Origin of the sequence: Synechocystis sp. PCC 7509, from assembly GCF_000332075.2 — a bacterium.
Lineage (GTDB): Bacteria > Cyanobacteriota > Cyanobacteriia > Cyanobacteriales > Chroococcidiopsidaceae > Aliterella.
Map to the genome: position 1 here is coordinate 551,846 of NZ_ALVU02000001.1, position 26,933 is coordinate 578,778.

Consider the following 26,933-nt stretch of genomic DNA (forward strand, 5'->3'; position numbering starts at 1 on the left):
AATGCCCTCTAATGTGCTGCGACTGTTGCTAGTTGAAGATGATGAGTTGTTTCGCCTCGGTTTGCGGGTAAAACTGCAACAAGAGACAGGTTTAGAAATTGTTGCCGAAGCAGAAGACGGCGAGAGTGCTGTAGAAATGGTTAAGCGCTATCCCCTTGATGTGGTGTTATTAGATATAGGATTGCCGGGAATTGGCGGTATTGAAGCTTGTCGTCAAATTAAGCAACAAAACCCACAACTACCAGTATTAGTATTAACATCGCACTCGCAACAGCCTTTAATTACGCGGTTACTAGAAGCTGGGGCGCAAGGCTACTGTTTAAAAGGAATTTCGGCAGAAGTTTTAGTTTTAGCAATTCGTTCCGTTGCGGCGGGTGCTTCGTGGTGGGATCGAACCGCAACTACAGAAATTAGAGCTAAATTTGAACCTAATGATGAGGATAAAGAAGTAAAAGGATCGTCAACTTTACCTTTAACGCCGCGCGAACAAGAAATTTTGGCACTAATTGCTACAGGCAAATCAAATCAAGAGATTGCTGAAACCCTATATATTACGCCAGGTACAGTTAGAGTACACGTCCATACAATTTTGCATAAATTGGGAGTACGCGATCGCACTCAAGCGGCGGTATTAGTTACCCAAAAACAATGGATGGCTACAGAATTAGCTAAACAAAATGATTGATTTGTCAGTAATTAGGAAATAATAAGTCCTATTTTAAACATCCACTTAACTCAAGATGCTTTAAATAGTGGCTTGTCCACCTCCGCCAAATACCTAACTTGACAATCCTCAGAAATGTTACTACAGTAATACAAATGTAATAACATTACATTTGTATTACTGAGAGCTTGGTGAAAATATCATGTTTACCCTATTAAAGGTTCGGAAAGTTGGTAATTCGCTAGGAACGACACTCCCTAAAGAAATTTTGCAAAAACTCAATGTAGGCGAGGGCGATTGCGTCTTTGTTAAAGAAACAGCGTATGGTGTTGAGCTTACGGCTTACGATCCTGAGTTCGAGAAAGCAATGGAAGCCTATAAAGAAGTAAGCGGCTTATACAAAAATGCTCTACGCGAACTTGCTAAGTGAATGAACCGTCTTGGCTTAACGAGCGGATGGTAGCAGCCTTTCATGAAAATCAAATCTGTTTGCATGGAGGGCTATCAGGGATTGAAGATGAAAATATGTTAGCAGCAAGTTGTGCTAGACCCAAACACTTATTTGCTTACGACAATAAAGCTACCATCTTTGATTTAGCTGCGGCTTATGGTTACGCCTTTGCTAAGAACCACGCCTTTGTAGATGACAATAAAAGGGTAGGTCTTGTTGCAGTGCTTACTTTTCTTTATTTGAATGGGTTTTTGCTTAAAGTTCCAGAAATGGAAGCGGTTTTAGTTATTAGTCGTCTAGCAGCAAGTGAGGAGACACAAGAATCTGTATCGAAATGGTTAGCAGAAAATTCACTTAAACGTTAGTTGGCTTTAAAACCTGTCTTTCATTCCTCGCAGCCTAGCAAATGTTTGAAATGGATTGCTACTATTAACGGCTGTTTGTAATGCTGGTTGGTTCCAACGTAAAAAGGGATTTGTCCGCTTTTCTAACCCCAAATTAGAAGGAATTGTCGATTCGTTGCGGCTACGGACGGCTTGGACGGCAGCAAAACGAGTTTTTAAGTCAGGGTTGGTACTGTCTACTGTTAGGGCAAATTTGAGGTTATTTAGAGTGTATTCGTGGGCGCACCATACCCGTGTATCATCGGGTAAAGCTTGGAACTTGGTTAAAGACTCCAACATCTGCGTTGGCGTACCTTCAAACAATCGTCCGCAACCGCCAGCAAATAACGTATCGCCGCAAAATAGCTCCCCGGATTCGGTCGCTGTCGGCGGGAAATAGTAAGCTATATGGGCGCGGGTATGTCCGGGAACAAAAAATACTTGTCCCGTGCAATCGCCAAAAGTAACGCGATCGCCTTCTTTTAAAAATACTTGCTGTCCGGGTATTCTTCCCCGATCTTCAGCGCCACCATAAACTACAACATCATTGAAAAGTTTGATTAATTGCTGGTTTCCACCTACATGATCGTGGTGATGATGAGTGTTAAAAATTGCAACTAATTTAGCGTCTAGTTGTTGCAATTGCTCTATTACAGGTTCTGCGATCGCCGGATCGACCACCGCCGCAATATTTTTAGTGCGATCGCACAATAGAAAAATGTAATTATCTGTAAGTACAGGAATGCGAATTACTTGCATACATTACCTAGCGCCAAGAATCTAAATCCAAGGATTCAAAACCTTTCTTTTCGACAAAAGACAACATACTGCCTAGTTGATACCATACCAATAAACCGATTAATAAAGTTAAAGGTGCAGCCACTGACGCAGCTAACCAACTAGGAAACCCAAAGATTTCTAAACCCGCCGCCAAAAATACTAAGATTCCGGCATTGATACCCAAGTAAGGAATAATCAATTGTGCAGTGGGTAATTGAGCTTTAGTCGCCGCCGCGCGATCGCTTGACCATTTTGCCACAATTAGTTTTAAAGTTGCTGCAAACGCCGTTCCTGCCGCTAGGGCGATCGCAAATCCGGCAAACATTAAAAAATAAGGCGGTTCGGGATAGTAAGACATAGTAATTTATAGTTGCTGATGAAGTGGGAAAACCTCTACTTGTAAATAGAGGTTTTTTTGGGATTACTTACCGTTGAAAGCGTTAAAAACGGGTAATAATGCGGCAGTACGTTCTTTAGAAAAATCGCTTAAAGCTCCAATTGCTACATTAAATAGGCGATTTGGCTGTAATTCATCTTTAACCAAGTTCCACAGACTTTGTACTTCTGCGGTATGCAAGCGATCGTCCTCCGTTAAAGCAATGAGTAATTGCTGTCTTAAATACTGTCCTTCCTCGGATAGTAAAAACTGTAAACCCATCTGCGCTGTAGGTAATAAGTCAAAACTATTATCGGCGCGGGCGATCGCAATTAAGTCTTCTAACCGCTCCCATTGAAACTTACCATTTTTAAACAATAAATTTAGCAGCCGTCGCCGTAGTGGGGGAGTTTCACCTTTTAACAAGCGCTGGGCGATGTATGGGTAAGCAACTTCAACGATTTTGAAGTCAGGATTTAAGCTTAAAGCAATACCTTCTTGCGTTACTAAAGAGCGAATAATTAAAGCAAACTTTGCTGGGACGCGGAAAGGATACTCATACATCAACTCTGAGAAAGAGTCTGTAATTGTTTTAAAGTTTAGCTTGCTAACACTTTCGCCGATCGCATTTTTAAGTACAGCTTCTAAAGCGGGGACAATTGGGCGAATATCGGTATTTGGCGCTAAAAAGCCCAGCTTAACGTAATCTTCTGCTAACTCGGTATAGTCTTGATTGACGGAATGTACTAACGCATCTACCAAGGTTTCTTTCATTCCCTCCGTTAGCTGATCCATCATCCCAAAGTCAATGTAAGCCATCCGTCCGTCAAAAGTTGCAAACAAGTTTCCTGGGTGGGGATCGGCGTGAAAAAATCCATGTTCTAGCAACTGTTGGAGTCCCGCAGTTACCCCTATTTCGATGATTCTATTTTGATCGAGTCCCGCTCGTTTAATTGCTGCGGTGTCTGTAAGTTTAAAGCCGTTAATCCACTCTAAAGTTAAAACGCGATCGCTTGTGTAGCGCCAATATATAGATGGAACTTTAACGCGGGGGTCGTCGCGGAAATTGGTAGCAAATTTCTCGGCGTTGCGTCCTTCGTTAAAGTAATCAATTTCCTCAAATAACTTTGTCCCAAACTCATCGACAATTAGTTGCAAATCGTGACCGAGATTGAGAGGAAGCCAAGGCGCAAGCCATCCCGCCGCCCAACGCATTAAATATAAGTCTAGATTTAAAACTGGGCGCAGGTTTGGACGTTGGACTTTTACCGCTACTTCTTCCCCCGTGTGCAACCGTGCTTGATACACTTGTCCTAAACTCGCCGCCGCTACAGGATTTGGGGTAATTTCGCTGTAAAGTTCTTCTAGAGGGCGACCTAATTCTCTTTCAATTGTTTGAAAAGCGATCGCATTACTATATGGTGGTAGCTGATCTTGCAGCTTTATTAATTCTTCTAAAAAGTCTTTTCTAATTAAATCCGGGCGCGTTGATAGGGCTTGACCGACTTTAATAAATGTTGGTCCTAAGCGCGTAATTATTTTTCTTAGTTGCGTAGCACGCAACGGCTGATTTTGTTCGGCTTTTCCCAACCACTCATCGGTTTTCATCCCCACAATAAAGCCCGAAAAAAACCAAATAATAGTTAAAATCCGTCCCCATACTAGCCAAGGACGGAAACGGAAGTATTTTACAAGCGTTTCAGGATTGTAACGCCGATTTTCTTGACTAAGTTGATACTGACCCACGCCTCGATCTGCCTCTCAAACTGGGAATTGGACTTTTACTGTGGTTTTTATCTAAAACTAGGTAGCTTTTTTTAAATAGCCGCCAAGAGCAACCACTTATTTATATCTTTTTATTAATTATAGTATTTAAAACTACAAAGTATTTATAAAAAAAGTAACAAATATCTATAGCATCCCTTTGTTGCTAACGAGCTAATAATGGAGACTTGGTTTATACTCCAGAGAACTTATCCCCACTCCACTTTATCGGTTTTGATCGTGGTGTTGCGATCGCCTTGTAGATAATGGCAATAATTCTATCCCTCTTCTGTCACTTTGCCGGATATTATGAATAAAAAAGTAAAATCAAGAAAGCACTAGAGGGTAAGGCAATTACCGTAGTAATAGATGAAACTAGAGATAGAAAAAAAGGAAAAAAACTGATTATGTAGCCAAGCAATATTTGGGAAGTGTAGGGAAAGTTGATAGAGGAATAGTTTCCGTCAATGCCTAGGTCGTTTATGCCAATATAACGATTTCTTTCACAGTGAAAATATTTAAACCCAAGGGAACGCTAAAAGCTGAAGATAAATACAAAACAAAAATAGAATTAGCGTCAGAAATCCTTACAAAATTAATTGAGTCAGGCTTTAATATTGAATTAGTATTGGCGGCTAGTTTCTATGGTGAAAGCAGCCAATTTATTAGAAAGATAGCTGAATACAACTTAAATTACGTGGTATCAATTCGTTGTAATCATAGAGACTGGTTACCTTCAGGGCAGAGCGTTAGGGCGAATAAGTGGAGTTCTTTTGAGAGAACATTTAGTAATCAAAAATCAGAGACTAGATACGTTAGGGAAATAATTTATGGTAAAAAAAGAGCGATAACGAACTTAGAAATAACTACTGATCCAAAAACCATGCCAGAGAATTCTACAACATTTGTAATGACAAATCTTCAAGCTAATCTCAAGGAAACTTTAGGTGACTTATATGGATTAAGAATATGGTTTTAGACAGTGTAAAATGGTTAAGTATTTTCTCTAACTCACATTTATTCCGGGGATTCAATCATTTAATTGCTGCAATGAATTAATTTAAACCCTATTATGCTTCTGGATGATTTAGCTTATTTACTACTTGCTTATTTCAGAAAGTGACAGAAGAGGGATATATACTAAATACCGATGGCGATCTTTATTTTGGCTGCCGATAAACTTTTAAAAAATAGCTAATAATGCAAAAACTCTTACCAGGAATGTTATTAATCGTCCTTGCTATCTCTAGCTGTGATATTCCTCTAAATGCAGACATCGGCTTACCATCGCCGGAAATTGTAGCCGCTTCCCCTACCAAACCGCCCTCAGCTATGGAAAAATCTATTCACCAACAAATCAATCAATATCGCCAGTCGCGCAAGTTGCCGCCTTTAACTCTCGACGCGCGGATTAGCGCCCAAGCAAAGATTCATAGTCAAAATATGGCAAGTGGGAAAGTACCTTTTAGCCATGATGGATTTGATGCCCGTGTTTCTGTTATCCGTCGTCAAATTTCCTATCGTGCAGCCGCAGAAAATGTTGCTTTTAACCAAGGATATCCTAACCCCGCCGAACAAGCTGTAGACGGTTGGATAAAAAGTGACGGGCATAGAGTTAATATTGTTGGTCAATACAACCTAACTGGTATTGGCGTTGTCAAAAATGCCAAGAATGAATACTACTTTACTCAATTATTTATCAACCGCCGCTAACCTAATGGAATTACTAGATTTTCAAGTATGCGATCGCGATCTCCCCGATCATATCCTCGCACAATACTTAAGCGCTGAAGCGATTGCCGTAGATACTGAAACTATGGGATTATTGCCCACGCGCGATCGCCTGTGTTTAGTCCAAATCTGCGATCCTCAAGGTATAGTCGCCGTAGTTCGTATCGCCAAAAATCAAACCGATGCGCCCAACTTAAAGCAATTACTAGAAAACCTTAATGTCGTTAAAGTCTTCCACTTTGCCCGGTTTGACTTAGCTACGTTACGCCAATATCTAAACATTCATGTCATCCCAGTATTTTGTACAAAAATTGCTAGCAAGTTAGCCCGTACTTATACAAATCGACACGGTTTAAAAGAGCTAATTCAAGAACTAGAAAATGTAGAATTAGACAAAAGCGCTCAAAGTTCCGATTGGGGAAATGCGGCAAATTTATCAGATAAACAACTAGATTATGCCTCCAATGATGTCCGGTATCTCCTAAGTGCGAGACAAAAATTAATAGCAATGCTAGAACGGGAAGAACGATTAGAACTTGCTAAAAAATGCTTTGAAGCGTTGCCTACTATAGTTTCTTTAGATTTAGTGCAGTTCAAAGACTTATTTGAGCATTAATAATTGTTCATTATCTATATACTCACCTAGATCATATAACTTTTTATCAAATACTAATTATATATCGTTAGACTGATGCGAAAAAATCCAAAACATTCAAAAATCATAATGCAATGATTGCAAAGATTAGCCTGTAATCAAAGTAGTTCAATTGACAAAAGCATGGTAGGAGTATTTATTATGAAGCGTGTAACTTCTTGGCTGCAAAGCATTAAATTAAAACAGATTATAACAGTATTTATAGTTGGGTTGACATTGTTGATTAGTAGTGCTTTTGATATTCACGGAAATCAACTGCAAGCTCAAGCAGAACCCGTAACACCCGAAGCTACTCAATACAAAGTTGATAGTGGTGAAAGCGAAGCAGAAATTAAGGCAGATAGAATCAAAGATAACGCCGAAAAATCAGCAAAATTGCTTAAAGATGAAGGCATAAATATCAAAAATAGAGCCGCAGAAACTAAGGGCAAAAACATTTTTGAAAACGTCAAAGATAAACTAAATCTTGATGAACCAATCGATCCAGGGACAAAAAAAGCTGGAGAGCAATTGAAAGAAGCCGCCGAAGACGTAGTTAAAGCACCCCAAAAGGCTTTAAAAGATATTAGCAAGTAAAAAAAGTAAAATTAACTTTTAATTAATCCCTCCTAAATCTAGGAGGGATTAATTTTAAATAAACTATTTTATGCAATCAATTATGGAAATCAGTTTTTTACCCCAATTAATTGCCCAACTAACAGAAACTGAATCTATAAGTCTGGCAAAAAGTATCAAACGTCAAGAAATAATTACGCCTTTAAGCCCTAAAGTGATAGCAACTTCCTACGTTCAGCAAGGAAACACCGGAACGCCAATATTATTACTGCACGGATTTGATAGCTCAGTTTTAGAATTTCGGCGCTTACTCCCATTACTAGCAACTCAAAATCAAACATGGGCGGTAGATTTATTAGGTTTTGGCTTTACAGATAGACCTAAAGAAATCAAAATTAGTCCCAGTGCGATCGCAATTCACTTATATTCTTTCTGGAAAACCTTAATTAATCAGCCAGTAATATTAGTTGGTGCATCCATGGGAGGAGCCGCAGCCATTGACTTTACCCTAACTTACCCCAAAGCGGTCAAAAAATTAGTATTAATCGATAGTGCAGGCTTTAGCGCTGGGTCAGCAATGGGAAAATTTATGTTTCCGCCCCTAGGCTACCTAGCGACGAAATTTTTACGCCATCCCAAAGTCCGCGCTAGTATTAGTCGCACAGCTTACAAAGACAAAAGTTTAGCCTCTTACGACGCTCAATTATGTGCCGCCTTACATCTAAATATGCCCGATTGGAATCATGCTTTAATCGCCTTTACCAAAAGCGGTGGCTATACTTCCTTTAAAGATAAACTTGCCCAAATTAAGCCGAAAACGCTAATTTTGTGGGGAGAAAATGACAAAATACTAGATATAGCTGACGCAGAAAAGTTTAAAAGCGCTATCGCTCCTAGTCAACTAATTTGGTTGAACGATTGCGGACACGTCCCCCATTTAGAACAGCCACAACTCACCGCCCAACACATTCTTAAATTTACTTCTGCTTAGTTCTAGGTTTTAAAAGCTGCCTTCGGTGAGCTTCGCCAACGCACTTTTTCCCTAAACTTAGCTTAAGGATTAACTTCATCAACAACCCACCCATCTTTGCGCCGATATATATAACGATTTTGGGGATTGCCTAATAAATTCAAGTAATCTACTTGGATTGGTTCTAATAATAACAAGCAAAAATTAGCTAATGGCTCTACCGGATTGGGCGCAGGCGGATTAAAATTACTATCCTTTGTTCTAGGTTGCCCAGGATTTGCCCAAGCAAATTGTAATCTGGCATTATCGCTAAGTTCTTGCCAACAAGCTTGACGAGCTTGCTGTAACGCCATGTCTGCGTTATCTACTTGTACTAAGTGCAGCAAACCACTAAATCTAAATTGTTCGCGGGTTTCAGTAAAGTACCAGCAAGCCTCCGCCCAAGGCTGCACGGCAATTTGTCGCACTTTCTCGCTGCGACTGTCGATAGTGAACTTCAAACAATCTTTATCTCCGTAAAAACCCCGAAACACTACAGTACGATTGGCTGGGCGATTTTCTGTTGTGACTGTTGCTAGTTGTAAATAACGAGCATACGTAATATTACGGTGACAGTCGAGAGACTTTTCTAACAAAACTCGCCAATTTGAGTCAAACATAAATTAGTTCATCTACAGCTATTTTTTAGCATTATCAAGATTAATAGCGGAAGTTAGCTTCTATAAGCGAAATATCTAAAGCGATCGCCAGAAACATAAAAATTACCATCAATACATACAATTTTCTTTACAACATCAGTAATTTTACCAATATTAGCTTCAAGTCTTCTTATTACAGTCGAGTAGTTTCCTCGATCTTATTTTTAGAGCAATAGGGAAAGATGATTATGTAGCCTATATAGCTATTTGAATTTATCTATAGCAAAGCTTGGGCTGACCGCTTTCCCTCCCCACCGATTTTCAACTAAGTAAATCTTGATACTAGGTCGTACTTACCTATAAATCAAAACTTACCATCTCTATATTTTCTGACTCTTTTTGTGTTTAAACCATCTAAGTGTAGTGCGCTCCCATGAAACAATCTCAAAAAAATCTTTACCGTCCACTACTAACAGCAGCCCTATTAGTCGGGGGAGCCTTTCAACTAGCGGCTCCTATACTTGCAGCCGGAACAACGGCGGGAACAGGTATTAGCAACACTGCCACTGCCACCTACAACGACCCCAATAATCCCGCCGAAGTAATTGATGCCACCTCTAATACAGTCACAATTACAGTGGCAGAAGTTGCAGGTATTACCAACGTAGCAGCAGGCACTACCGATTCAACCCCTAGCACTTCTGTTCTCCCTGGCGATACGCTGACCTACGACTACTTAATTACTAACGTCGGTAACGATACTACAAGGGTATTTATTCCCGCTCCTGTAGTTACAGGCCCTGCAACCCAAGCTGGCACAATTACCTATGACATTGATGCTGACGGCGATGGCACCTTTGAAATTGTAGGTACAGCTACGGCTCCCACCGCCACAGTAATTAGCGCTGGCGGTGCCATTCGCGTCCACGTACCTATATTAGTATCAGCAGGAGCTACCTCTGGTGCGCCTATCATCGTCCGATTGGGCGATACCGCACCCAATAACAACAGCGCAGCTACCCAAAACCAGCCCGACTCTGCTGACGGCCCATTACCTGGAGAAGTTCGCACCGTAGATGTAGTCACCGAATTATCTCCTAATAATGGCGCTCCTACCAACGGAGAACGAGAAGCTAGTGCTAATCAACAAGTCCTTGTGGGCGCTCAACCTCAAGCTTTTGCCGCCGTTCTCAAAACCCAAGGTACTTATTCAGATAATGGTACGGTAGGCGTATTCAATGACGATCTGCAAACTTATAACTTGACCTTACGAGTAGACTCTGCTGCTCCTGTAGGCACTCCCGCCAGCTTAATTCCCGCAAATTTAGAAGGGACTCCAGTAAACGTTGATGGTACGACCGCCAACCGCATATTAGTTTCCGATGCAATTCCTACAGTTGCAGTTCTATCTACAGTTACTCCTATCCCACCTTCCGGTTGGACTGTAGTTTATACTAATTCTTCTACCTCAATCAATGCCAATGCCGCACTTTGGCAAACAAATAGAGCCTCAGTTACGGGTCGTATCACTCGCGTTGGTTATGTAATTTCCACTCCAATTGCCAAAGGTGCTAACCTATCAGGCTTCTCGTTCCAAGTAATCACCAGTGGATTGAATGCAACTAACGGCGGCACAGTTGCTAACCTTGCTCAATTATTCGGTGAAACTGTTGGTGGCGGCACAACAATTGTGTACGACGAGTCCGGCGACCCAACTCCTACCAACTTCAACGATAACGGTAGTCGCGGGCCAAACACAGGCATAGATGCCAACGGTGATGGCATTCCCGAACCTGTTATTGGTACTGGTGTTGCTAACCCAACCGTTGATGAAAATGACCCCACTGGCAACAACACAGGTACTGGGGCTGGTGGTGAAGATAACATTTTAATCCTTGCTCCTACTGGCGCAGTTCTCAACGGGCCTATTGGAGTACCCACAGCCGTTGGACCTAATAGCAATAACGACGACTTTACCAACCAGTCCACCGATATTCCTGCCGGTACTGCTCCTGAAACCCTAATAAACCCAGCCCCTGAAGTCTTTACCAATACCCTCAGCGCCCCAGTCACACCCCTAACTAACGTTTTGCTCCGCCCTGAAGACGGTGCGGCAACAGGTACTCTGCCCACAAATACCACTGTCACCATCACCTTTGGTGGTAGTTCGGCGGTTTATACCTACAATGGCACGGACTTTGTATTTAGCTCTGGAACGGCGATTACAATTCCAAATATCAGTGTTGGGACATCAGTAAATTACACTACCACTATTGACTTACCTGCTGGCACGGCACTATCAACAGATTTACCTGCCGGATTTATCAATGGTTATGCAGCCCCAATTCTTGCCTTTACTGATGTTAACGAAAATGGTGATCTCGATCCGGGTGAATCTTTTAACACCACAATCGATCGAGTCTATACAGGCTTCTTAAGATTGGTCAAAGAATCTCGCATCTTGGTAGGTACTGGACCCGCAGTTCTTGGTGGTGATGGAACCTTCAGTACGGCGGCTAAGACTCCTGCACCCGGCAACATCATTGAGTACCGGATTAGTTACAGCAACATCTCTACTGCCGTATCTGGTAGCAACAACGTTACTCTCAATGCCAGCAATGTCACGATTACAGAAAGTGGCATTACCAACACCGCAGTCTTCCCCATTGCAGCTAATGGTAACAACTGGGGTCAAGATTACTCGCTACCTTTGGGTATCGATACTAGCAATGTGATTGGTTCGGCGGTAGATTCTGGTACTGGCGCTAATATTGCCTTCTTCAATGGTACTGGCGGTAATGTTAGTGCTACGGATCAAACGGGTTCTACGCCAGCAACGGATGTTACTCGCTACGTCAATATTGTGAGCGTACCTGTTGAACCTGGTATTGCACCACGCACATTTAGCTTCCAACGCATCGTCAACTAAGACGCTTTCCAGGGATATCTCCTGTCGGGAGATATCCCTCCTGACTAATAGATTGAGTTTATTAACTAAAGCTTTTCCACTTTTAAGAGGTTTTTTAACATGAAGCGTTCCTTCCTGATTGGTTTAGGTGCCGTAGCTCTACTCGCCTCTGGCTCTTTTGCCACCGAAGTGCCGGCGATCGCCAACTTACTCCCAAAAACAGCAATTGCCCAAAATATTCAAGCCAAACGTCAAGTTCAATTGAATTTAGCAGCCGCTAAAAAGATTGTCCAACAAACTAGCGATGGCAAACAACAAGTTAGCTGGCAAAATCTCCAAGGTAATGTCACTGTACAACCTGGTGATGTCATTCGCTACACGGTGACGGGTGCTAATAATGGCGATCGCCCAGCTAACAATTTAATTGTCACCCAACCTATTCCCCAGCAGACCGCCTACGTTTTAAATTCCAGCAAAACAATTAATATTACTGCGATCGTTACCTACAGTATCGACAACGGTAAAACCTTTGTTGCCAAACCTACAGTCAAAGTCAAACTTACCGACGGCAAAGTAGAAACTCGACCAGCCCCCGCCGAAGCCTATACTCACGTGCGATGGAAGTTTACTAGCGCGATCGCTGCCAAATCTAAGGTAGCCGCAGCATACCAAGTAAGGGTGAAATAATTACCCATTTTCGAGGGCGATCGCCCTCTCCTTTTAGGCGATCGCTCGATTTATTTTGTTATTAAAACTTTTCTATCTTTCTAAGCCAAAGTCCCATCAGTAAATAATTAATTCTCTAACTAATAGCAATAATCAGGTTCTCATTGATGAATTGCTACTAAGGTATAAAAAAATGCACCGCTATCACACTCACACTCAATCAAATCAATGGCTTCAATTACTCACAGCAGCCTTTATTAGCGGTAGTATTTGGCAATCGATCCCAGTTGTTGCTCAAAACGTTCAACCCGTTCAACTCACTAATCAAGTTAGTTTTTCCTACACTTTTGGCGGAGAAACCAACAGTGAAACTACCATAAACGGACTTAGCAGCAAAGCGGACTTGAGTATAAGTAAGCTAGTAGATCCTTTAGGACAGATTACTGGTTGTGCTGGAGAAAAACTAGCAGACTACGAAGGCTTTAGCATCGGTTTATACGAAGTAAATTCCGCAGATCCGACCGGAACAGAAATTAGTGCGCCGATCGCCTTAACTTCTACAGAATTACCAGATATTAGTAATAACAATATACCTCTAGGTCTAAATCCTAATAGAGAAAATAGCAATCCTTTCTCTCTTACTAATGACAATGAAGGGCGCTATAACTTTTTATTCGATCCCAGTAAGGGGCAATTAGCCCCTGGTAAAACTTATATCTTATTTATCAGTCCGCCGCCCGACTCGATTTACAGCGAACGCCGGATCAAACTAATCATTGGCGCTCAAAATGGCGAAGTTATTAGTTACACAGCTACTTCTCTTGATGGTAGACCGATTAGCACTAGCCAAAATCAGACCTCAGTAACAGGAACGATTAATATCGACAATGCCGAACGCATCGGTCTGAGTTTAGCCATCCTCGATTTAGATACAAGCATTTGTCAAAGCCAAGAAATTCAAATTATTAAAACTGGCGATCGCGCTTCCGCCGCCCCCGCCGATACAGTAATTTATCGCATTTCGGTTAAAAACTTGGCAAGTTCTACTCTCAACAACGTAGTTGTTACTGACACTTTGCCTCTAGGATTCAACTTTATTAACGATTCCGTTCGGGCTGAACTTGGAAATCAAAGAGTTGCCGTTACCTCTAGTCATACAGGTAGAACAATCACTTTCCGCGCTGCCGATGTCAACTTACCAGCAAAAAATTCTCCTGACGGCGAGAAAATCCTAAATATTGCCTACGCTGCGGTACTAACCCCCGATGCGATTCGTGGAAACGGACAAAATTCCGCGATCGCTCAAGCTCAACGCGCCGATAACAACTTTACAGTCAAAGATGGCCCCGCCACCCACAGGTTAAGAGTTAATGCTGGCATTCTTACCGATGCTGGCACAATTATTGGTCGCGTGTTCGTAGACAAAAACTTTGATGGCGAACAACAACGCGGCGAACCAGGAGTACCAAACGCAGTTGTCTTTATGGACGATGGCAACCGGATTACCACCGATAAAGATGGACTATTTTCGGTCGCCAATGTTTTACCAGGTTATCGCACAGGAGTTTTAGATTTAAGCAGTTTACCTGGTTATACCCTTGCTCCTAATCGTCGTTTTAGCGAACGCAATAGCCAGTCAAGGCTGGTACATCTAGCCCCTGGCGGTTTAGTCCGCATGAATTTTGCCGTAACTCCTAGCTTTCAAGAAGGTGAAAAGAAGTGAAACGAACCACAAACACCTTAATTACTTTCTTGGTATTAGCTACCGTAGAAGCTTTGAGTTTAGTAATTGCCACCACAGCTAAATCTGCACCACTACCCGTTGCACAAAACAATCAGACTGAGCAACAAAAAATATCGCCAGCCAGTCCTAGCGATGAATTGCTGTTACCCTTTTCTACCGAACTAGCTCCTGCCAAGCCAATAACAGAACTAGCTCCTGTTGAGCCAATAGAACTAGCTCCTGTTGAGCCAATAGAACTAGCTCCTGTTGAGCCAATAGAACTAGCTCCTGTCGAGCCAATAACTGAACCAGAACCCAACCCACTACCTCCTCCCGCCGAGCCGCTAAATACCATTGCTCCAGAAAGCTCAGGAAATACTCAAACTCCACCAACAGAAGCAATTAGCGAACCGGAAACACAAAAGGTACTTTCTGCTTTAGAAGTAAGAATTCTTACGCCTAAAAATGCTTCAGTTTTAAATAATCCAGCTACCTCCGTAATCCTACAGTATTTAGAAGGAAGTAAAGTAGAGCTAAAAATCAATGGGGTCAATGTCGATCCTAACTTTATTGGACGTACAGAAATCGATAGCAAATCAAAAATTGTCACGCAGACATGGTACGGAATTGCTTTTAATCCTGGTAACAACACTCTGACGGCTCAAGCTACCAGAGATGGTAAATCTGGGGAAATTGCCACAGTCAAGCTACAGGTACGCGGTACGGCAACTCAGATTAAATTGCAAACTACTGAAGCCAGAATACCTGCCGATGGGCGTTCCACCGCCACAATTCAAGGTGAGTTACAAGACGCTGAAGGCAACCGCTCCGAGCAAAATGCGATCGTTACGTTAGTAGCTAGTGCGGGAGAATTTGTTGGTGTAGATGCAAATCCCGATAGCGATGGGTTTCAAGTAAAAGCTGAAAAAGGACAATTTACCGCTCAGTTACGTTCTGTCTTGCAAGCTCAAACAGTAAGGATTGCCGCTCAGACTACAAATATAGAAGTCTTTACTCAAGTTCAGTTTGAAACAAATTTGCGTCCTTCCTTGGTGACGGGAGTAATCGATCTGCGTTTGGGTAAAAGAGGTACAGACTATTACAGTAGTTTTAGAGACTTTTTACCCCCAGATGGCAATAATAAAACTCAATTAGATTTTCGTTCGGCAGTTTTTGCTACGGGGAGAATTGGGGATTGGTTATTTACTGGAGCTTACAACAGCGATCGCACTCTCAATGAAGACTGTAATGGCAATAGCCGCTTATTTAGAGATGAGAATGATTGTACCGAAAAATATCCTGTTTATGGCGATAATTCCACGGTTGAAGCTACTACCCCTTCCCAAGATAGTCTGTACTTAAGGATAGAGCGCAACTCGCGGATTTTGGGAGCAGAGCCAGATTTTGCCATGTGGGGTGACTACAATACTGAGGAGTTTTCCCGCTCTTCCCAAGAATATACCGCCTTCAATCGCAAATTGCACGGTTTTAAAGCTAATTACAACCTAGGAGACTTACAAGTTACCGGGTTTTACGCCAACAACGTTGAGGGATTTCAACGGGATACTATCGCTCCTGACGGGACGAGTGGTTATTACTTTTTATCGAGACGGTTACTAATTTCAGGGAGTGAAAGTGTTTTTATTGAAGTAGAAGAACTCAATCGTCCGGGTACAGTTTTGCAGCGCCAACAACTCAGCCGTGGCCCTGACTATGAGATTGACTACGATCGCGGGACATTATTATTTCGCCAAGCAGTTTTACGCACTGCGGTAGATGAAGAAGGCAGAATATTAGTCCGGCGAATAGTGACTACCTATCAGTACGAAAGCCAAGACGGAACCAGTAGCATTTATGGCGGTAGGGTACAATACCATCTTGCCCGCGAACTAGGGCGAGAAAGTTGGATAGGAGCTACTTATCTCACTGAACATCAGGGAGTGCGAGACTTTGAACTATATGGCGCTGATGCGCGATTTGCGATCGGCCCTAAAGGCTTCTTAATTGCCGAGTACGCCCACTCTACCAACGAATCGGATGTTATGGGCAAAGTTAGCGGCTCGGCTTACCGCATCGAAGCAGAAGGCGAAATTGCTAAAAATATTCAAGCACGAGCTTTTTATCGTTCCGCCGATCCTGGCTTTGCTAATGATGCCACTATTAGCTTTGTTCCCGGTCAAACTCGTTACGGAGCCGATGTTACTGCCAAAATTTCAGACACAACCAACCTGCGCGTACAGTACGATCGCGAAAAAAACTTTGGCATTGCTCCCCAAGTTCGCAATACTTTAGAAGAATTATTAACTCCAGGTATTAGAGCTACCCCTGGAAGTGCGGTTGACAACTCACTGACAACTATTTCTGCGGGGGTACAACAACGCATAGGTAAAGCTGATTTAACGGTAGATTGGATTCATCGCGATCGCACTGACCGCATTCCAGAAACAGATTTAAACAGTACCTCTGACCAATTGCGCAGTCGCCTAAACTTGCCGCTCACAAATACTCTAAGTTTCGTTGCTCAAAATGAGCTAACTTTTTCTAGCGATGTAGATGCAGTATATCCCGATCGCACTTTGTTTGGCTTGAGTTGGAAAGCTTTACCTGGTGTCAATATTAGCCTATCGCAGCAATTTTTTACTCGCGGTCAATATTCTGGTAACTCAATTACCAGTTTAGATGTGAGTGGCGAACATAAGTTTGGCTCTGATACTACCTTGACTGGACGTTATTCCATGTATGGCGGTGGTGATGGGCTTGGCGGTAGTGGAGCAATTGGGATTAAACAAGGTTGGACAATTGCGCCGGGATTAAAGGCAAACTTTGCTTACGAACACGTTTTTGGGGATTTCTTTGGCAAAACGGCGGCGGGAACTCAGTTTGCTCAACCCTTTGCGCCGGGTCAAAGTGCCTCATCAATTGGTGTAGACGGCGGCGATAGCTACAGTGTCGGTCTTGACTATACAGATAATCCTAATTTTCAAGCAAATGCCCGTTACGAGCATCGCAACTCTTCTGGTGGCTCAAATACAGTCCTTTCTGCCTCAGCTACAGGCAAAATCACTCCTTCGATTACAGCTTTAGCTCGTTATCAACAGGCTAATTCTTCTAACCAAACTCTAGAAGGATTGGGAACTACTAGAGATTTAAAAATAGGTTTAGCTTACCGCGACATTAATAGCGATAAGTTTAATGCTTTATTGCGCTACGAATATCGCAAAAATCCCTCCACAAATCCCGAAACAATTTTATTTGGTAGCGGGACGGGTTCAGAGGATCATACTTTTGCCTTAGAAGGCATTTATGCTCCTTCTTGGCGCTGGGAGTTTTACGGCAAGTATGCGCTGCGGAGTAGTACGTCTTATTTAGCTGATGATTTGGTCGGTACAAGTACAATTAATCTTACCCAACTGCGGGCTACCTATCGTCCCGGCTACAAATGGGATGTAGTGGGCGAAGCTCGTTTGATTAATCAACCCTCCGCCGGGTACAGCGAAACAGGCTTTCTTTTAGAAGCTGGTTATTATCTCACTCCTAATCTGCGCTTGGCTGGTGGTTATGCGTTTGGGAATGTTGACGATGATGGTTTTAGTGGTTCTCGTTCGGCTAGTGGCCCTTACTTGGGCTTAACTGTCAAACTCAATGAGCTATTTGATGGCTTTGGCTTGCAAAAAGTCGCGCCACCTCAGCAACAAGAATCTCAAAAGACACCTTTAGCTAGAAAGCTTACTCAACGTGAAAATGCGATCGCTCTTTGGGATCGTAACAATGATTCCAAAGAGGAGCTAGAGTTTTCTGGCGCAGAAGTAGATATAGATTTGCAAATTAGTCAGTTAGCTTTCAAAGTTAAGCAATTACTTCACAGCTATCAACAGGTTAATTCCTCCCCTACACCCGATCTAGCTATAAGTACCCAAATTCAAAGATTGGATAAACCTACACTCCCCCTGCTGCTAAGAGGTGAAAAGCTATGAAAAAAATCTATTGGTTGGTTGTTTTTGCTTGTTTGTCACCATTATTACAATTTCCTGTAGTTGCTCAAGAAGCTTTAACAGTGCAGATAGTTGTAAATAGCGATCGCGATGGCACTATTACACCAGATACATTTTTAACTTTGCGCGAAGCTATTGAGCTAGTAAATGGTACTTTGCTTTTAAGTCAACTCAGCGCCGCCGAACAAAATCAAGTTAAATCCCTTAATCCTAATCTGCCTTCACGGATTGAATTTAAGTTACCGCCCAAGCAAACTACGATTCGCTTAGTTAGTATGCTCCCGCCTTTGGCTAAGGCTGGTTTGATTGTCGATGGTGAAACTCAACCAGGTTATACCACTAAGTCCGGCAGACTAAATAAGACTTTTGTGAGAAAATTTCCTTTACCTGTAGTAGCAGTTACACCGGGGGAAAATGTAGAGATATTTCGCGGACTAACCATAGTTGCAGATGGGGTTACTGTTCGGGGTCTAAGTCTTTATGGCTTTACGGCTAAACATGGTACTACAGCTTCTACACCCCCGGCAGATATATTTATTGCCGATGAGGTGACAGCCAGAGAAACCAGCCCACAGCAAAATTTACAGCTACCCCTAGTTCAAAGTAAAGTTTCACCTCAAGGGGTAGTTATTGAAAATAATTGGTTAGGAAGCTTTCCTCCCCGTGTGGATAATTCCACTAAAAAAGTTACAGTAATTGGGATTGTTTACGATCTTCCGCGTTCGGCATTTGGCGTTTCGGTCTTCAATTCTCTAGGTACAACAATCCGCAATAATTTAATTACTAATCATGACGGTAGCGGGATTATTACCGGGAAGCAAGCTACCAATCTCCGCATTACTGGCAACGTAATCGAGCGCAACGGTTTAGCCGGAATGCCCGACGCTATTCGTTTGGAAGGCAATATTCAAAATACAGAAGTTGTTAGTAACTTAATTGAAAACAATGCAGGTAGTGCAGTGTTTTTATTTAAACCCCAAGGAGCGGTACAAATTCGGGACAATGCGATCGCCAATAATGGTAAACGTTTTAATAGAGCGGCTATTTACTTGATGGGCAATGAGCATCAAGTTACTGGCAATCAAATTATTAACCAAAATGGTTCGGGAGTAGTAGTTGCAGCTTATCCCCAAAGCCGTAGTAACAAAATTACCAATAATCAATTTGGTAACTTATCTGGTTTGGCAATTGATTTAGTTACGCAACTCAATGTCAGTCCTCAAGATTACCAAAAAGGGGATGGTGCAAACCCCTTAACCGATAGCTATCAACGTCGGCGCAAAACGGGCAACTTTGGTATGGATGCACCGCGTTTTTTAAGTCCAGAATTTTTTATTATTAATTCCCCAAATGGCGCAACGGTTGATGGACTCGCCGAACCCAATTCGCAAGTAGAGATTTATCTCTCTAGCCAAGAATCAGGGACGCGGGAATTAGTTGGTAAACCCATCGCTACTACAAAAGTGGATGAAAAAGGTAGATTTTCCCTTTCTTTGGGTATGCTAAAGCCTGGAGAACGGGTAAGTGCGATCGCAACTCATTCTCAGTACGGTACATCGGAACCTGCTTTAAATGCTGTAGTGCAGTCTATATCAACAGATTAAAACAAAATTTAGCTTGGCAATAAAATGAAACCTTTTAATCCTTCCAGACAACTTAGGCGCTTAAGAAAGTGCGATCGCATTACTTAAACATTGATTGTTGCCTGTGTCGTTTATATCTAGTCAAATATTAATTATATAAATTTTAAGATGAAAACTAAGCAACAACTATTGCATAAATACTTATTAGCTCCTTCCCAGCACCTCAGTCACCAAAGATGGCTAGTTGGCAGTCTTCAACGCGGGAAGAATAATGCCTTAAAGATGGGCAAGGGAATACAAATTGTTGGGCTAGCTGCCGTCTTGCTGGGTTTGTCTAGCCCAGTACAAGCTGCGGTGATACGAAATTTCACTTCGCGTTTCAGTACCAATGATACCGGTGATATTCAGATTGTGGGTAATAGCTCAGTTACTTGCTCTACAACACTTGGATCTGCCGCAAGTAGCTGTACAAGCGCCCTAAATGGAGGTACTACTGGCGGCTTACTGAACAACAATAGCTATTTCATGACTAATGTGGATGTAGATGCCGACTCCACTACATTCAACTCTAGTAGCGCAAACATTGTCCTACCCACCGGAGCTACCGTGCTATGGGCAGGGCTTTATTGGGGAGCCGATTCGAGTGCTGGCGCAGCACAAACCACTTCGCCCACTGTCCCCGCCGGTAGTGCCGCACCCAATGCCACACAACGCAACACTGTCAGACTGGCAACGCCTGCTACGGGAGGGTACACAACTATAACAGCTACCCAGTTAGACGCAGATAACTCTAGTGGCAACGACTACCAAGGATTTGCTAATGTCACTTCCTTAATTCAAGCTGGCGGTGGCGGTACCTATACAGTAGGTAATGTCCAAGTAGGTACTGGCGTAGATCACCAAGCTGGCTGGTCTTTGGTTGTAGTTTACCGCGATACTTCTCAACCGACTCGTAACCTAACAGTTTTTGATGGTTATGCTGTTGTTAACACTACTACTCCGAATGTTTCATTTACTGTGAGCGGGTTTACTACGCCTCCAAGTGGGGCAGTAACTGCAAAAATTGGTGCTGTTGCTTACGAGGGCGACCGAGGCTCTACGGGTGACAATTTGAACTTTAATGGTACAACTCTAACTGATGCTCAAAACCCTACAGGCAATTTCTTTAACAGTTCGATTAGTCGCACTGGTAGCAATTTAACTAATAAAAATCCTAATAATGTTAACCAATTAGGCTTTGATATTGATATTATCTCTCTTTCTAACCCTAGCAACAGCGTACTGGGCAACAATGCTACAAGTGCCACTATTAATTTGACTACATCAACTACAAATGGTGAATTTTACCAACCTGGAGTAATTACTACCGCGATTGATATTTTCGCCCCAATCGTAGCTGGTAACATCAACAAAAGTGTCAGCGATCTCAACGGGGGGACTGTCTTACCAGGAGACATTTTAGAGTATACAGTGACAGTTGCTAACACTGGTCAGGATGGGGCGCTCAACAATGTACTGACCGATCCCATACCCACCAATACTACCTATCTTCCTGGTAGCCTGCAAATAACGGCTGGAGCGAACACTGGAGCTAAAACCGATACCGCAACTGATGACCAAGCTAATTACGATAGCCTCAACAATAGGGTAGTATTTCGTCTCGGCACTGGGGCTACAGGCACTGCTGGTGGCACTTTAGCTCCTACTAATTCTACCACTATCAAGTTTAGGGTACAGGTTAATGCTGCTACTCCCAACAGCACCATACTTTCTAATCAGGCAACAGTTGCCTATAGGGCCCAGACTCTAGGTACTGATTTCACCGCTCAAAGCGATGGAGATTCTGCTACTTCTGGAGTTCAGCCAACCAACGTTATAGTGACGTTACCTGATATGGCGATCGCTAAAAGCCACACAGGAAATTTTAATAAAGGACAGACTGGCACTTATACTCTCACAGCTACTAACTTAGGTCCGGGAACCACCAACGGAACCGTTACCATCAGCGATACTTTACCTACAGGTTTAACACCCACCGCCGCCACTGGTACAGGCTGGACTTGTACTATTAGTGGTCAAGTTGTCACTTGTACGCGATCGGATGCTTTAGCTGCCACTACTAGCTATCCGCCAATTACCCTCACCGTAAACGTGGCTGTAAATGCACCTGCAAGTATAACTAACACAGCAACAGTATCTGGAGGCGGACAAGCTAATACGACTAACGATAGCGTTAATGATGCAACAACTATCGATCCGTTAGCCGACTTATCTTTGACCAAAATAGTCAACAATGCTAGTCCCAACATTGGAGATAACGTAACATTTACTGTCACACTCAATAATGTTGGACCAGACTCCGCTACAGGTGTTAGTGTTAGCGATCTTTTGCCTGCGGGGTTAACGTTTGTATCCGCAACCCCAAGTCAGGGGACTTACGTTAGTAATACGGGAGTTTGGACAGTAGGAACAGTGGGGACGGCGGTTAATGCAAACAGTGCAACGTTGCAAATTGTAGCAACCGTAGCAACGGCGGGAGCAAAAACTAATACGGCTCAAGTAAGTGCTTCAGGACAACAAGATCCAGATTCAACACCCAACAATAATGTTGCGACAGAAGATGATCAGGCAAGTGTAACGGTAACGTCACAAAATACCGATTTATCCATAACCAAAACCGACTCTCCCGATCCAGTTATTGCGGGAGCCGATCTAACTTATGCGATCGCGGTTACTAATAATGGTTCGGCTACAGCCACTAATGCCACAATGAGCGATCCCTTACCTATTGGCACAACTTTTCAGTCAATCACCACTCCTCCAGGCTGGACTTGCACTACACCCGCCATTGGTAGTAATGGCACAGTAAGCTGTACTAATCCCTCTTTTGTAGTGGGTTCGGCAAACTTTACGGTCGTAGTCAGAGTAGCGCCGACCACCGCCAATAACTCTAGCCTCAGCAACACAGCAACAATATCCTCAACAACTTCCGATCCAATTGCAGCCAATAACTCTAGTACCCAAGCTACAACTGTACAGCAGTCGGCAGATTTGAGACTGACAAAAGTATCAACTCCTGCAAGTCCGACGGTAGGAGGCACTTTTGATTACACAATTACCGTAACCAACGATGGCTCTAGCACAGCTACTAATGTCCAAGTTACAGACCAACTCCCACCAACAATACAAGTAGCAGTTACATCAGTAGGAATCACTACTACTCAAGGCTCAACTACCTACAATGCTACTACTCCTAATGTAGTATGGAATGTCGGTACACTAGCTCCTAATACAAGTGCCACTTTAACTATTCCTGCCACAAGGTTAACAGCCGACAATACATTAAACACTGCTGAAGTAACATTTTCAGACCAAAGCGATCCAGACTCAACTCCTGGCAATGGTCAAGTTGGCGAGGACGATCGTGATAGTGTAACAGTACCGAATCAATCTGTAGACTTAGCAGTAGCAAAAATCGTCAATAATTCAACGCCCAACGTAGGCGATAGCGTAATATTCACTATTACAGTCACTAATCCTATTACTTCCCCAACTGCTGCTACAAATGTTGGTTTGTCTGACATCTTACCTCCAGGATTAACTTATCAGTCCAATACAGTATCTACAGGTACATACAATAGCGGTACTGGGGTTTGGAGCATTGCCAGCCTAAACCCTGGGGTTACAGCTACCTTAACAATTACAGCTACAGTGGCAACGCCCGGTGCAAAGACCAACACGGCTCAACTAAGCGCCCTAGACCAAAACGATCCAAATTCAACGAACAATAGCAGTAGTGCGATCGTCACCCCCAACTCGGTTCCTCCAAATCTGCTGTTAGTTAAACGCATCACAGCAGTTAATGGTGTAGACGTAACTGGGTTTCAAGATGGAGTTGATAGCCCAACTACCGATCCTAATTATGTCGGTACTCCCAAAGCCGTTGAAGATAACGATCCTCTTTGGCCTGCTCCAAATACAACCTCTCTGCGAGGTGCGATCAATAGCAGCACGATCGCACCAACGGTTAGTTTTAAACCTGGCGATGAAATAGAATATACAATTTATTTCCTGAACAATGGGGCATCTCAGGCAACGAATGTCAGTATTTGCGACTTCGTGCCAGCAAACCAAACCTTTGTTAGTACAGGTTACGATAGCTCGCTTCTTAGTGCTGATGCTGGGGGATTATTCGGCACTAATTATGGGATTGTCATCCAAAGTGCTAATGGTGCTGCGCCCGTAAAAGCGACTAATGTATCTGATAGCGATCGCGGTCAATTCTATAACTCTAGTTTTCCGATTGCTTGTAACAAGGGATCAACTAATGGCAAAGGTGCAGTGGTGGTCAATATCGGTACTATTCCTAACGCTACGGGTGCTGGTGCGCCTGCCAATTCCTACGGTTTTATCCGTTTTAAAGCCAAAATTGATTAGTCCCCCTGTTATAACTAAAAAGCTTTATGGTGGAAAAGTTAGAATTTAGCTGCTTATTCCTCATTTTTAACTATGTCTCATTCTTATTTTGATAACGAAGCTAATAGCCACAAATCGTTTGAGTTACCTGGCTCAAAACCTCATTACAACCCCGATCGCCCTGGACAAGTTGAGCATATTTTTTTAGACCTCAATTTGGACATCTCTAATCAAAGTTATACGGGGATTTGTAAAGTCGCTCTTAAACCAATAACAACGGGAATTAATCGTTTATCTTTAGATGCGGTTAATCTCAATATTCAGTCGGTAGATGTTGATGGGATACCGCAAAGCTTTGATTACGATGATACTAAGTTAGATATTCGTTTAGAAACAGCAACGGAAGCTGGGAAAGTAATTAAAATTGCGATCGCCTATTCTGTAGAAAAACCCCAACGCGGACTCTACTTTATTACTCCTGACGATCATTACCCCAACAAACCAACCCAAGTTTGGACGCAAGGAGAAGATGAAGACTCGCGCTATTGGTTTCCTTGCTTTGACTATCCCGGACAATTAGCTACTTCAGAAATTAGAGTCCGAGTACCTAGTAATATGAAAGCTATTTCTAACGGACGCTTAGTTGAAACTCAACAGGACGGGGATGCGAAGATTTACCACTGGTTGCAAGAACAAGTACATCCTACTTATTTAATGACTTTAGCAGTAGGAGATTTTGCCGAAATTGAGGACGAATGGCAAGGCAAACCTGTAACTTACTACGTGGAAAAAGGTAGGGAAGAAGACGCACAGCGCAGTATGGGTAAAACTCCCCGGATGATAGAGTTTTTTAGCGAAAAATATGGCTACTTGTATCCTTTCCCCAAATACGCCCAAGTCTGCGTTGACGATTTTATTTTTGGCGGGATGGAAAATACTTCTACAACGTTGCTCACTGATCGCTGTTTGCTAGACGAAAGAGCAGCTTTAGACAATCGTAATACGGAAAGCTTAGTTGCTCATGAACTGGCTCATCAATGGTTTGGCGACTTGGTAGTTATTAAACATTGGTCGCACGCTTGGATTAAAGAAGGGATGGCTTCGTATTCCGAGGTGATGTGGACGCAAGAAGAATACGGAAATCAAGAAGCAGCTTACTATCGTTTGCTTGAAGCCCGTAACTATTTAGCTGAAGATAGCAGCCGTTACCGTCGCCCGATTGTTACCCATATTTACCGCGAAGCGATTGAATTATACGATCGCCATCTCTACGAAAAAGGTTCTTGCGTGTACCATATGATTCGCGCTTTATTGGGTGACGATTTGTTTTGGCAAGCAATTCAAACTTTTGTTCGAGACAACGCCCACAAAACTGTAGAAACTATCGATTTATTACGCGCCATTGAAAAAGCTTCCGGGCGCAACTTGCTGTTTTTATTTGATCAGTACGTTTATCGCGGCGGACATCCCGATTTTAAAGTTGCTTACACTTGGGACGGAGACAGCAAACTAGCCAAAGTTACTGTTACGCAAACTCAAGTTAAAGAAGGTAGTAATACGGATTTATTCGATCTAAAAATTCCAATTACTTTTGGTTATACCCAGAACGAGTCTAAAACCTTCCCCGTGCGAATTTTTGAACGCGAACAAAGTTTTTACTTTCCTTTAGCTGAAAAGCCCCAGTTTGTTAGCTTTGATGCTGGAAATAATTACTTAAAAACTGTGGTTTTAGAGTACGCTTTACCAGAATTGCAAGCACAATTGGAGTTTGACAAAGATCCCGTTTCACGGATTTATGCTGCTATTGCGATCGCCCTTAAAGGCGGATTAGAAGCAGTTAAGGCGCTGACTAAAGCTTTAAAGAGCGATGATTTTTGGGGGGTAAGGGTTGAAGTTGCTAAAGTTTTAGGTGAAATTAAGCTAGACCAAGCTTTTGATGGTTTAGTAGCGGGTTTGCAAGATGAAGATGCTTTAGTTCGTCGGGCGGTAATTGAAGCTTTGGCACAAATTAAAACTAAAGCTAGTTACAAAGCAATTAAACCCTTTATCAAAGCTGGCGATCCTAGCTACTACGTGGAAGCGGCGGCGGCTAGAGCAATTGGCGCGATCGCATCGGTAGATTTTGATGAGGAATCAAAAGAGAAAAAAGCTATTAAGCTGCTTAATAACGTACTAGAAGAAAAAGCAGGTTGGAACGAAGTAGTGCGATCGGGCGCAATTGCTGGGCTGAGTCAATTAAAAACTTCCTCCGAAGCCCTAGATATTATCTTGCAATATACTAAACCTGGTGTTCCTCAAGCCTTGCGTTTGGGGGCTATTCGGGCATTAGGTAGTATTTCGGCGGGTCAAACTCCAGTTCACTTAGAACGGATATTAGAACGTTTAGACGGGTTATCTGTAGAAACGTTTTTCTTAACCCAAGTTTCGGTAGTTGTCGCTTTAGGACAAATGGAAACCATCAAAGCGGTGGCTATTTTGAACGCTTTAGCCAGCCAAACCCCTGATGGTAGAGTGCGACGTATGGCGGAAGAAGCCGTACAACAAGTACAAGCAAAATCTGGTTCTTTGCAAGCAACAAAACAACTGCGGGAAGAACTCGATCAACTTAAAAAAGACAATCAGCAACTCCTAAGCCGCTTAGAAACATTGGAGGCTAAATCAGTTAGTAGTTAAACGCT

Annotated in this window: 18 protein-coding genes and 1 pseudogene; 15 read left to right on the forward strand and 4 right to left on the reverse strand. The window is 42.7% G+C overall.

The window, feature by feature from the left end:
- Position 1: 1 nt before the first annotated feature.
- The 3 genes from SYN7509_RS0202905 to SYN7509_RS0202915 all read left to right on the forward strand — a co-directional run bounded on the left by SYN7509_RS0202905 (position 2) and on the right by SYN7509_RS0202915 (position 1,480).
- A complete protein-coding gene (locus SYN7509_RS0202905) occupies positions 2-685 on the forward strand; it encodes a response regulator transcription factor (protein ID WP_009631921.1) in 684 nt (227 codons plus the stop codon).
- Between the two features lie 181 nt (positions 686-866).
- Positions 867-1,094 (forward strand): AbrB/MazE/SpoVT family DNA-binding domain-containing protein, encoded by a 228-nt coding sequence (locus SYN7509_RS0202910; RefSeq protein WP_009631922.1) that lies wholly within the window; start codon positions 867-869, stop codon positions 1,092-1,094.
- Positions 1,091-1,480, forward strand: a complete 390-nt coding sequence (locus SYN7509_RS0202915) for a type II toxin-antitoxin system death-on-curing family toxin (RefSeq protein ID WP_009631923.1) — start codon at positions 1,091-1,093, stop codon at positions 1,478-1,480. Before SYN7509_RS0202910 ends, SYN7509_RS0202915 begins: the two co-directional genes overlap by 4 nt.
- Before the next feature lie 6 nt (positions 1,481-1,486).
- On the opposite strand, the gene gloB is transcribed toward SYN7509_RS0202915, so the two are convergent.
- The 3 genes from gloB to SYN7509_RS0202930 form a co-directional block, all read right to left on the reverse strand.
- Positions 1,487-2,257, reverse strand: coding sequence for a hydroxyacylglutathione hydrolase (gloB, locus tag SYN7509_RS0202920; protein WP_009631924.1), 771 nt, complete (start codon positions 2,255-2,257; stop codon positions 1,487-1,489).
- Between the two features lie 7 nt (positions 2,258-2,264).
- Positions 2,265-2,636, reverse strand: a complete 372-nt coding sequence (locus SYN7509_RS0202925; protein ID WP_009631925.1) for a hypothetical protein — start codon at positions 2,634-2,636, stop codon at positions 2,265-2,267.
- 63 nt (positions 2,637-2,699) lie between these two features.
- The gene (locus SYN7509_RS0202930; protein WP_009631926.1) at positions 2,700-4,400 is read right to left on the reverse strand and encodes an ABC1 kinase family protein; all 1,701 of its coding nucleotides are present in this window, start codon (positions 4,398-4,400) and stop codon (positions 2,700-2,702) included.
- Between the two features lie 338 nt (positions 4,401-4,738).
- On the opposite strand from SYN7509_RS0202930, the pseudogene SYN7509_RS27445 reads away from it, so the two are divergent.
- From SYN7509_RS27445 to SYN7509_RS0202955, 5 genes and pseudogenes are all read left to right on the forward strand, one after another.
- Positions 4,739-5,391: pseudogene (locus SYN7509_RS27445) on the forward strand (transposase); the annotation flags it as partial.
- A 227-nt stretch (positions 5,392-5,618) separates the two neighbouring features.
- Positions 5,619-6,131: a CAP domain-containing protein gene (locus tag SYN7509_RS0202940; RefSeq protein ID WP_009631928.1), complete on the forward strand. Its 513-nt coding sequence runs from the start codon at positions 5,619-5,621 to the stop codon at positions 6,129-6,131.
- Positions 6,091-6,765 carry a ribonuclease H-like domain-containing protein gene (locus tag SYN7509_RS0202945; protein WP_369792218.1) on the forward strand — a complete coding sequence of 225 codons (675 nt, stop codon included), beginning with the start codon at positions 6,091-6,093 and terminating at the stop codon, positions 6,763-6,765. Before SYN7509_RS0202940 ends, SYN7509_RS0202945 begins: the two co-directional genes overlap by 41 nt.
- A gap of 180 nt (positions 6,766-6,945) precedes the next feature.
- A complete protein-coding gene (locus SYN7509_RS0202950) occupies positions 6,946-7,380 on the forward strand; it encodes a hypothetical protein (RefSeq protein ID WP_009631930.1) in 435 nt (144 codons plus the stop codon).
- An 82-nt stretch (positions 7,381-7,462) separates the two neighbouring features.
- Positions 7,463-8,350, forward strand: a complete 888-nt coding sequence (locus tag SYN7509_RS0202955) for an alpha/beta fold hydrolase (RefSeq protein WP_009631931.1) — start codon at positions 7,463-7,465, stop codon at positions 8,348-8,350.
- A 62-nt stretch (positions 8,351-8,412) separates the two neighbouring features.
- On the opposite strand, the gene SYN7509_RS0202960 is transcribed toward SYN7509_RS0202955, so the two are convergent.
- On the reverse strand, positions 8,413-8,988 hold the full coding sequence (locus SYN7509_RS0202960) for an Npun_F5749 family FMN-dependent PPOX-type flavoprotein (RefSeq protein WP_009631932.1): 576 nt from the start codon (positions 8,986-8,988) through the stop codon (positions 8,413-8,415).
- A gap of 412 nt (positions 8,989-9,400) precedes the next feature.
- Between SYN7509_RS0202960 and SYN7509_RS0202965 the strand changes: the two genes are divergently transcribed.
- The 7 genes from SYN7509_RS0202965 (at position 9,401) to SYN7509_RS0202995 (ending at position 26,928) form a co-directional block, all read left to right on the forward strand.
- Positions 9,401-11,896 (forward strand): beta strand repeat-containing protein, encoded by a 2,496-nt coding sequence (locus SYN7509_RS0202965; RefSeq protein WP_009631933.1) that lies wholly within the window; start codon positions 9,401-9,403, stop codon positions 11,894-11,896.
- Positions 11,897-11,995: 99 nt separating this feature from the next.
- On the forward strand, positions 11,996-12,562 hold the full coding sequence (locus SYN7509_RS0202970; protein ID WP_009631934.1) for a DUF11 domain-containing protein: 567 nt from the start codon (positions 11,996-11,998) through the stop codon (positions 12,560-12,562).
- 172 nt (positions 12,563-12,734) lie between these two features.
- A complete protein-coding gene (locus SYN7509_RS0202975) occupies positions 12,735-14,264 on the forward strand; it encodes a DUF11 domain-containing protein (RefSeq protein WP_009631935.1) in 1,530 nt (509 codons plus the stop codon).
- A complete protein-coding gene (locus SYN7509_RS24960; protein ID WP_009631936.1) occupies positions 14,261-18,238 on the forward strand; it encodes a hypothetical protein in 3,978 nt (1,325 codons plus the stop codon). Before SYN7509_RS0202975 ends, SYN7509_RS24960 begins: the two co-directional genes overlap by 4 nt.
- Entirely contained in the window at positions 18,235-19,860 is a 1,626-nt protein-coding gene (locus SYN7509_RS0202985) for a right-handed parallel beta-helix repeat-containing protein (RefSeq protein ID WP_009631937.1), read from the forward strand. The genes SYN7509_RS24960 and SYN7509_RS0202985 overlap by 4 nt, the downstream gene beginning before the upstream one ends.
- 147 nt (positions 19,861-20,007) lie before the next feature.
- On the forward strand, positions 20,008-24,276 hold the full coding sequence (locus SYN7509_RS24965) for a DUF11 domain-containing protein (protein ID WP_009631938.1): 4,269 nt from the start codon (positions 20,008-20,010) through the stop codon (positions 24,274-24,276).
- Between the two features lie 72 nt (positions 24,277-24,348).
- On the forward strand, positions 24,349-26,928 hold the full coding sequence (locus tag SYN7509_RS0202995; RefSeq protein WP_009631939.1) for a M1 family metallopeptidase: 2,580 nt from the start codon (positions 24,349-24,351) through the stop codon (positions 26,926-26,928).
- Positions 26,929-26,933: the final 5 nt, after the last annotated feature.

What these genes read in the sequence shown, in the direction of transcription:
- SYN7509_RS0202910 (WP_009631922.1), top strand. Translation starts at nt 867, where the DNA reads ATGTTTACCCTATTAAAGGTTCGGAAAGTTGGTAATTCGCTAGGAACG.
- SYN7509_RS0202905 (WP_009631921.1), top strand. Translation starts at nt 2, where the DNA reads ATGCCCTCTAATGTGCTGCGACTGTTGCTAGTTGAAGATGATGAGTTG.
- SYN7509_RS0202925 (WP_009631925.1), bottom strand. Translation starts at nt 2,636, where the DNA reads ATGTCTTACTATCCCGAACCGCCTTATTTTTTAATGTTTGCCGGATTT.
- gloB (WP_009631924.1), bottom strand. Translation starts at nt 2,257, where the DNA reads ATGCAAGTAATTCGCATTCCTGTACTTACAGATAATTACATTTTTCTA.
- SYN7509_RS0202965 (WP_009631933.1), top strand. Translation starts at nt 9,401, where the DNA reads ATGAAACAATCTCAAAAAAATCTTTACCGTCCACTACTAACAGCAGCC.
- SYN7509_RS0202970 (WP_009631934.1), top strand. Translation starts at nt 11,996, where the DNA reads ATGAAGCGTTCCTTCCTGATTGGTTTAGGTGCCGTAGCTCTACTCGCC.
- SYN7509_RS0202975 (WP_009631935.1), top strand. Translation starts at nt 12,735, where the DNA reads ATGCACCGCTATCACACTCACACTCAATCAAATCAATGGCTTCAATTA.
- SYN7509_RS0202945 (WP_369792218.1), top strand. Translation starts at nt 6,091, where the DNA reads ATGAATACTACTTTACTCAATTATTTATCAACCGCCGCTAACCTAATG.
- SYN7509_RS0202995 (WP_009631939.1), top strand. Translation starts at nt 24,349, where the DNA reads ATGTCTCATTCTTATTTTGATAACGAAGCTAATAGCCACAAATCGTTT.
- SYN7509_RS0202985 (WP_009631937.1), top strand. Translation starts at nt 18,235, where the DNA reads ATGAAAAAAATCTATTGGTTGGTTGTTTTTGCTTGTTTGTCACCATTA.
- SYN7509_RS0202955 (WP_009631931.1), top strand. Translation starts at nt 7,463, where the DNA reads ATGGAAATCAGTTTTTTACCCCAATTAATTGCCCAACTAACAGAAACT.
- SYN7509_RS0202960 (WP_009631932.1), bottom strand. Translation starts at nt 8,988, where the DNA reads ATGTTTGACTCAAATTGGCGAGTTTTGTTAGAAAAGTCTCTCGACTGT.
- SYN7509_RS0202940 (WP_009631928.1), top strand. Translation starts at nt 5,619, where the DNA reads ATGCAAAAACTCTTACCAGGAATGTTATTAATCGTCCTTGCTATCTCT.
- SYN7509_RS0202950 (WP_009631930.1), top strand. Translation starts at nt 6,946, where the DNA reads ATGAAGCGTGTAACTTCTTGGCTGCAAAGCATTAAATTAAAACAGATT.
- SYN7509_RS24965 (WP_009631938.1), top strand. Translation starts at nt 20,008, where the DNA reads ATGAAAACTAAGCAACAACTATTGCATAAATACTTATTAGCTCCTTCC.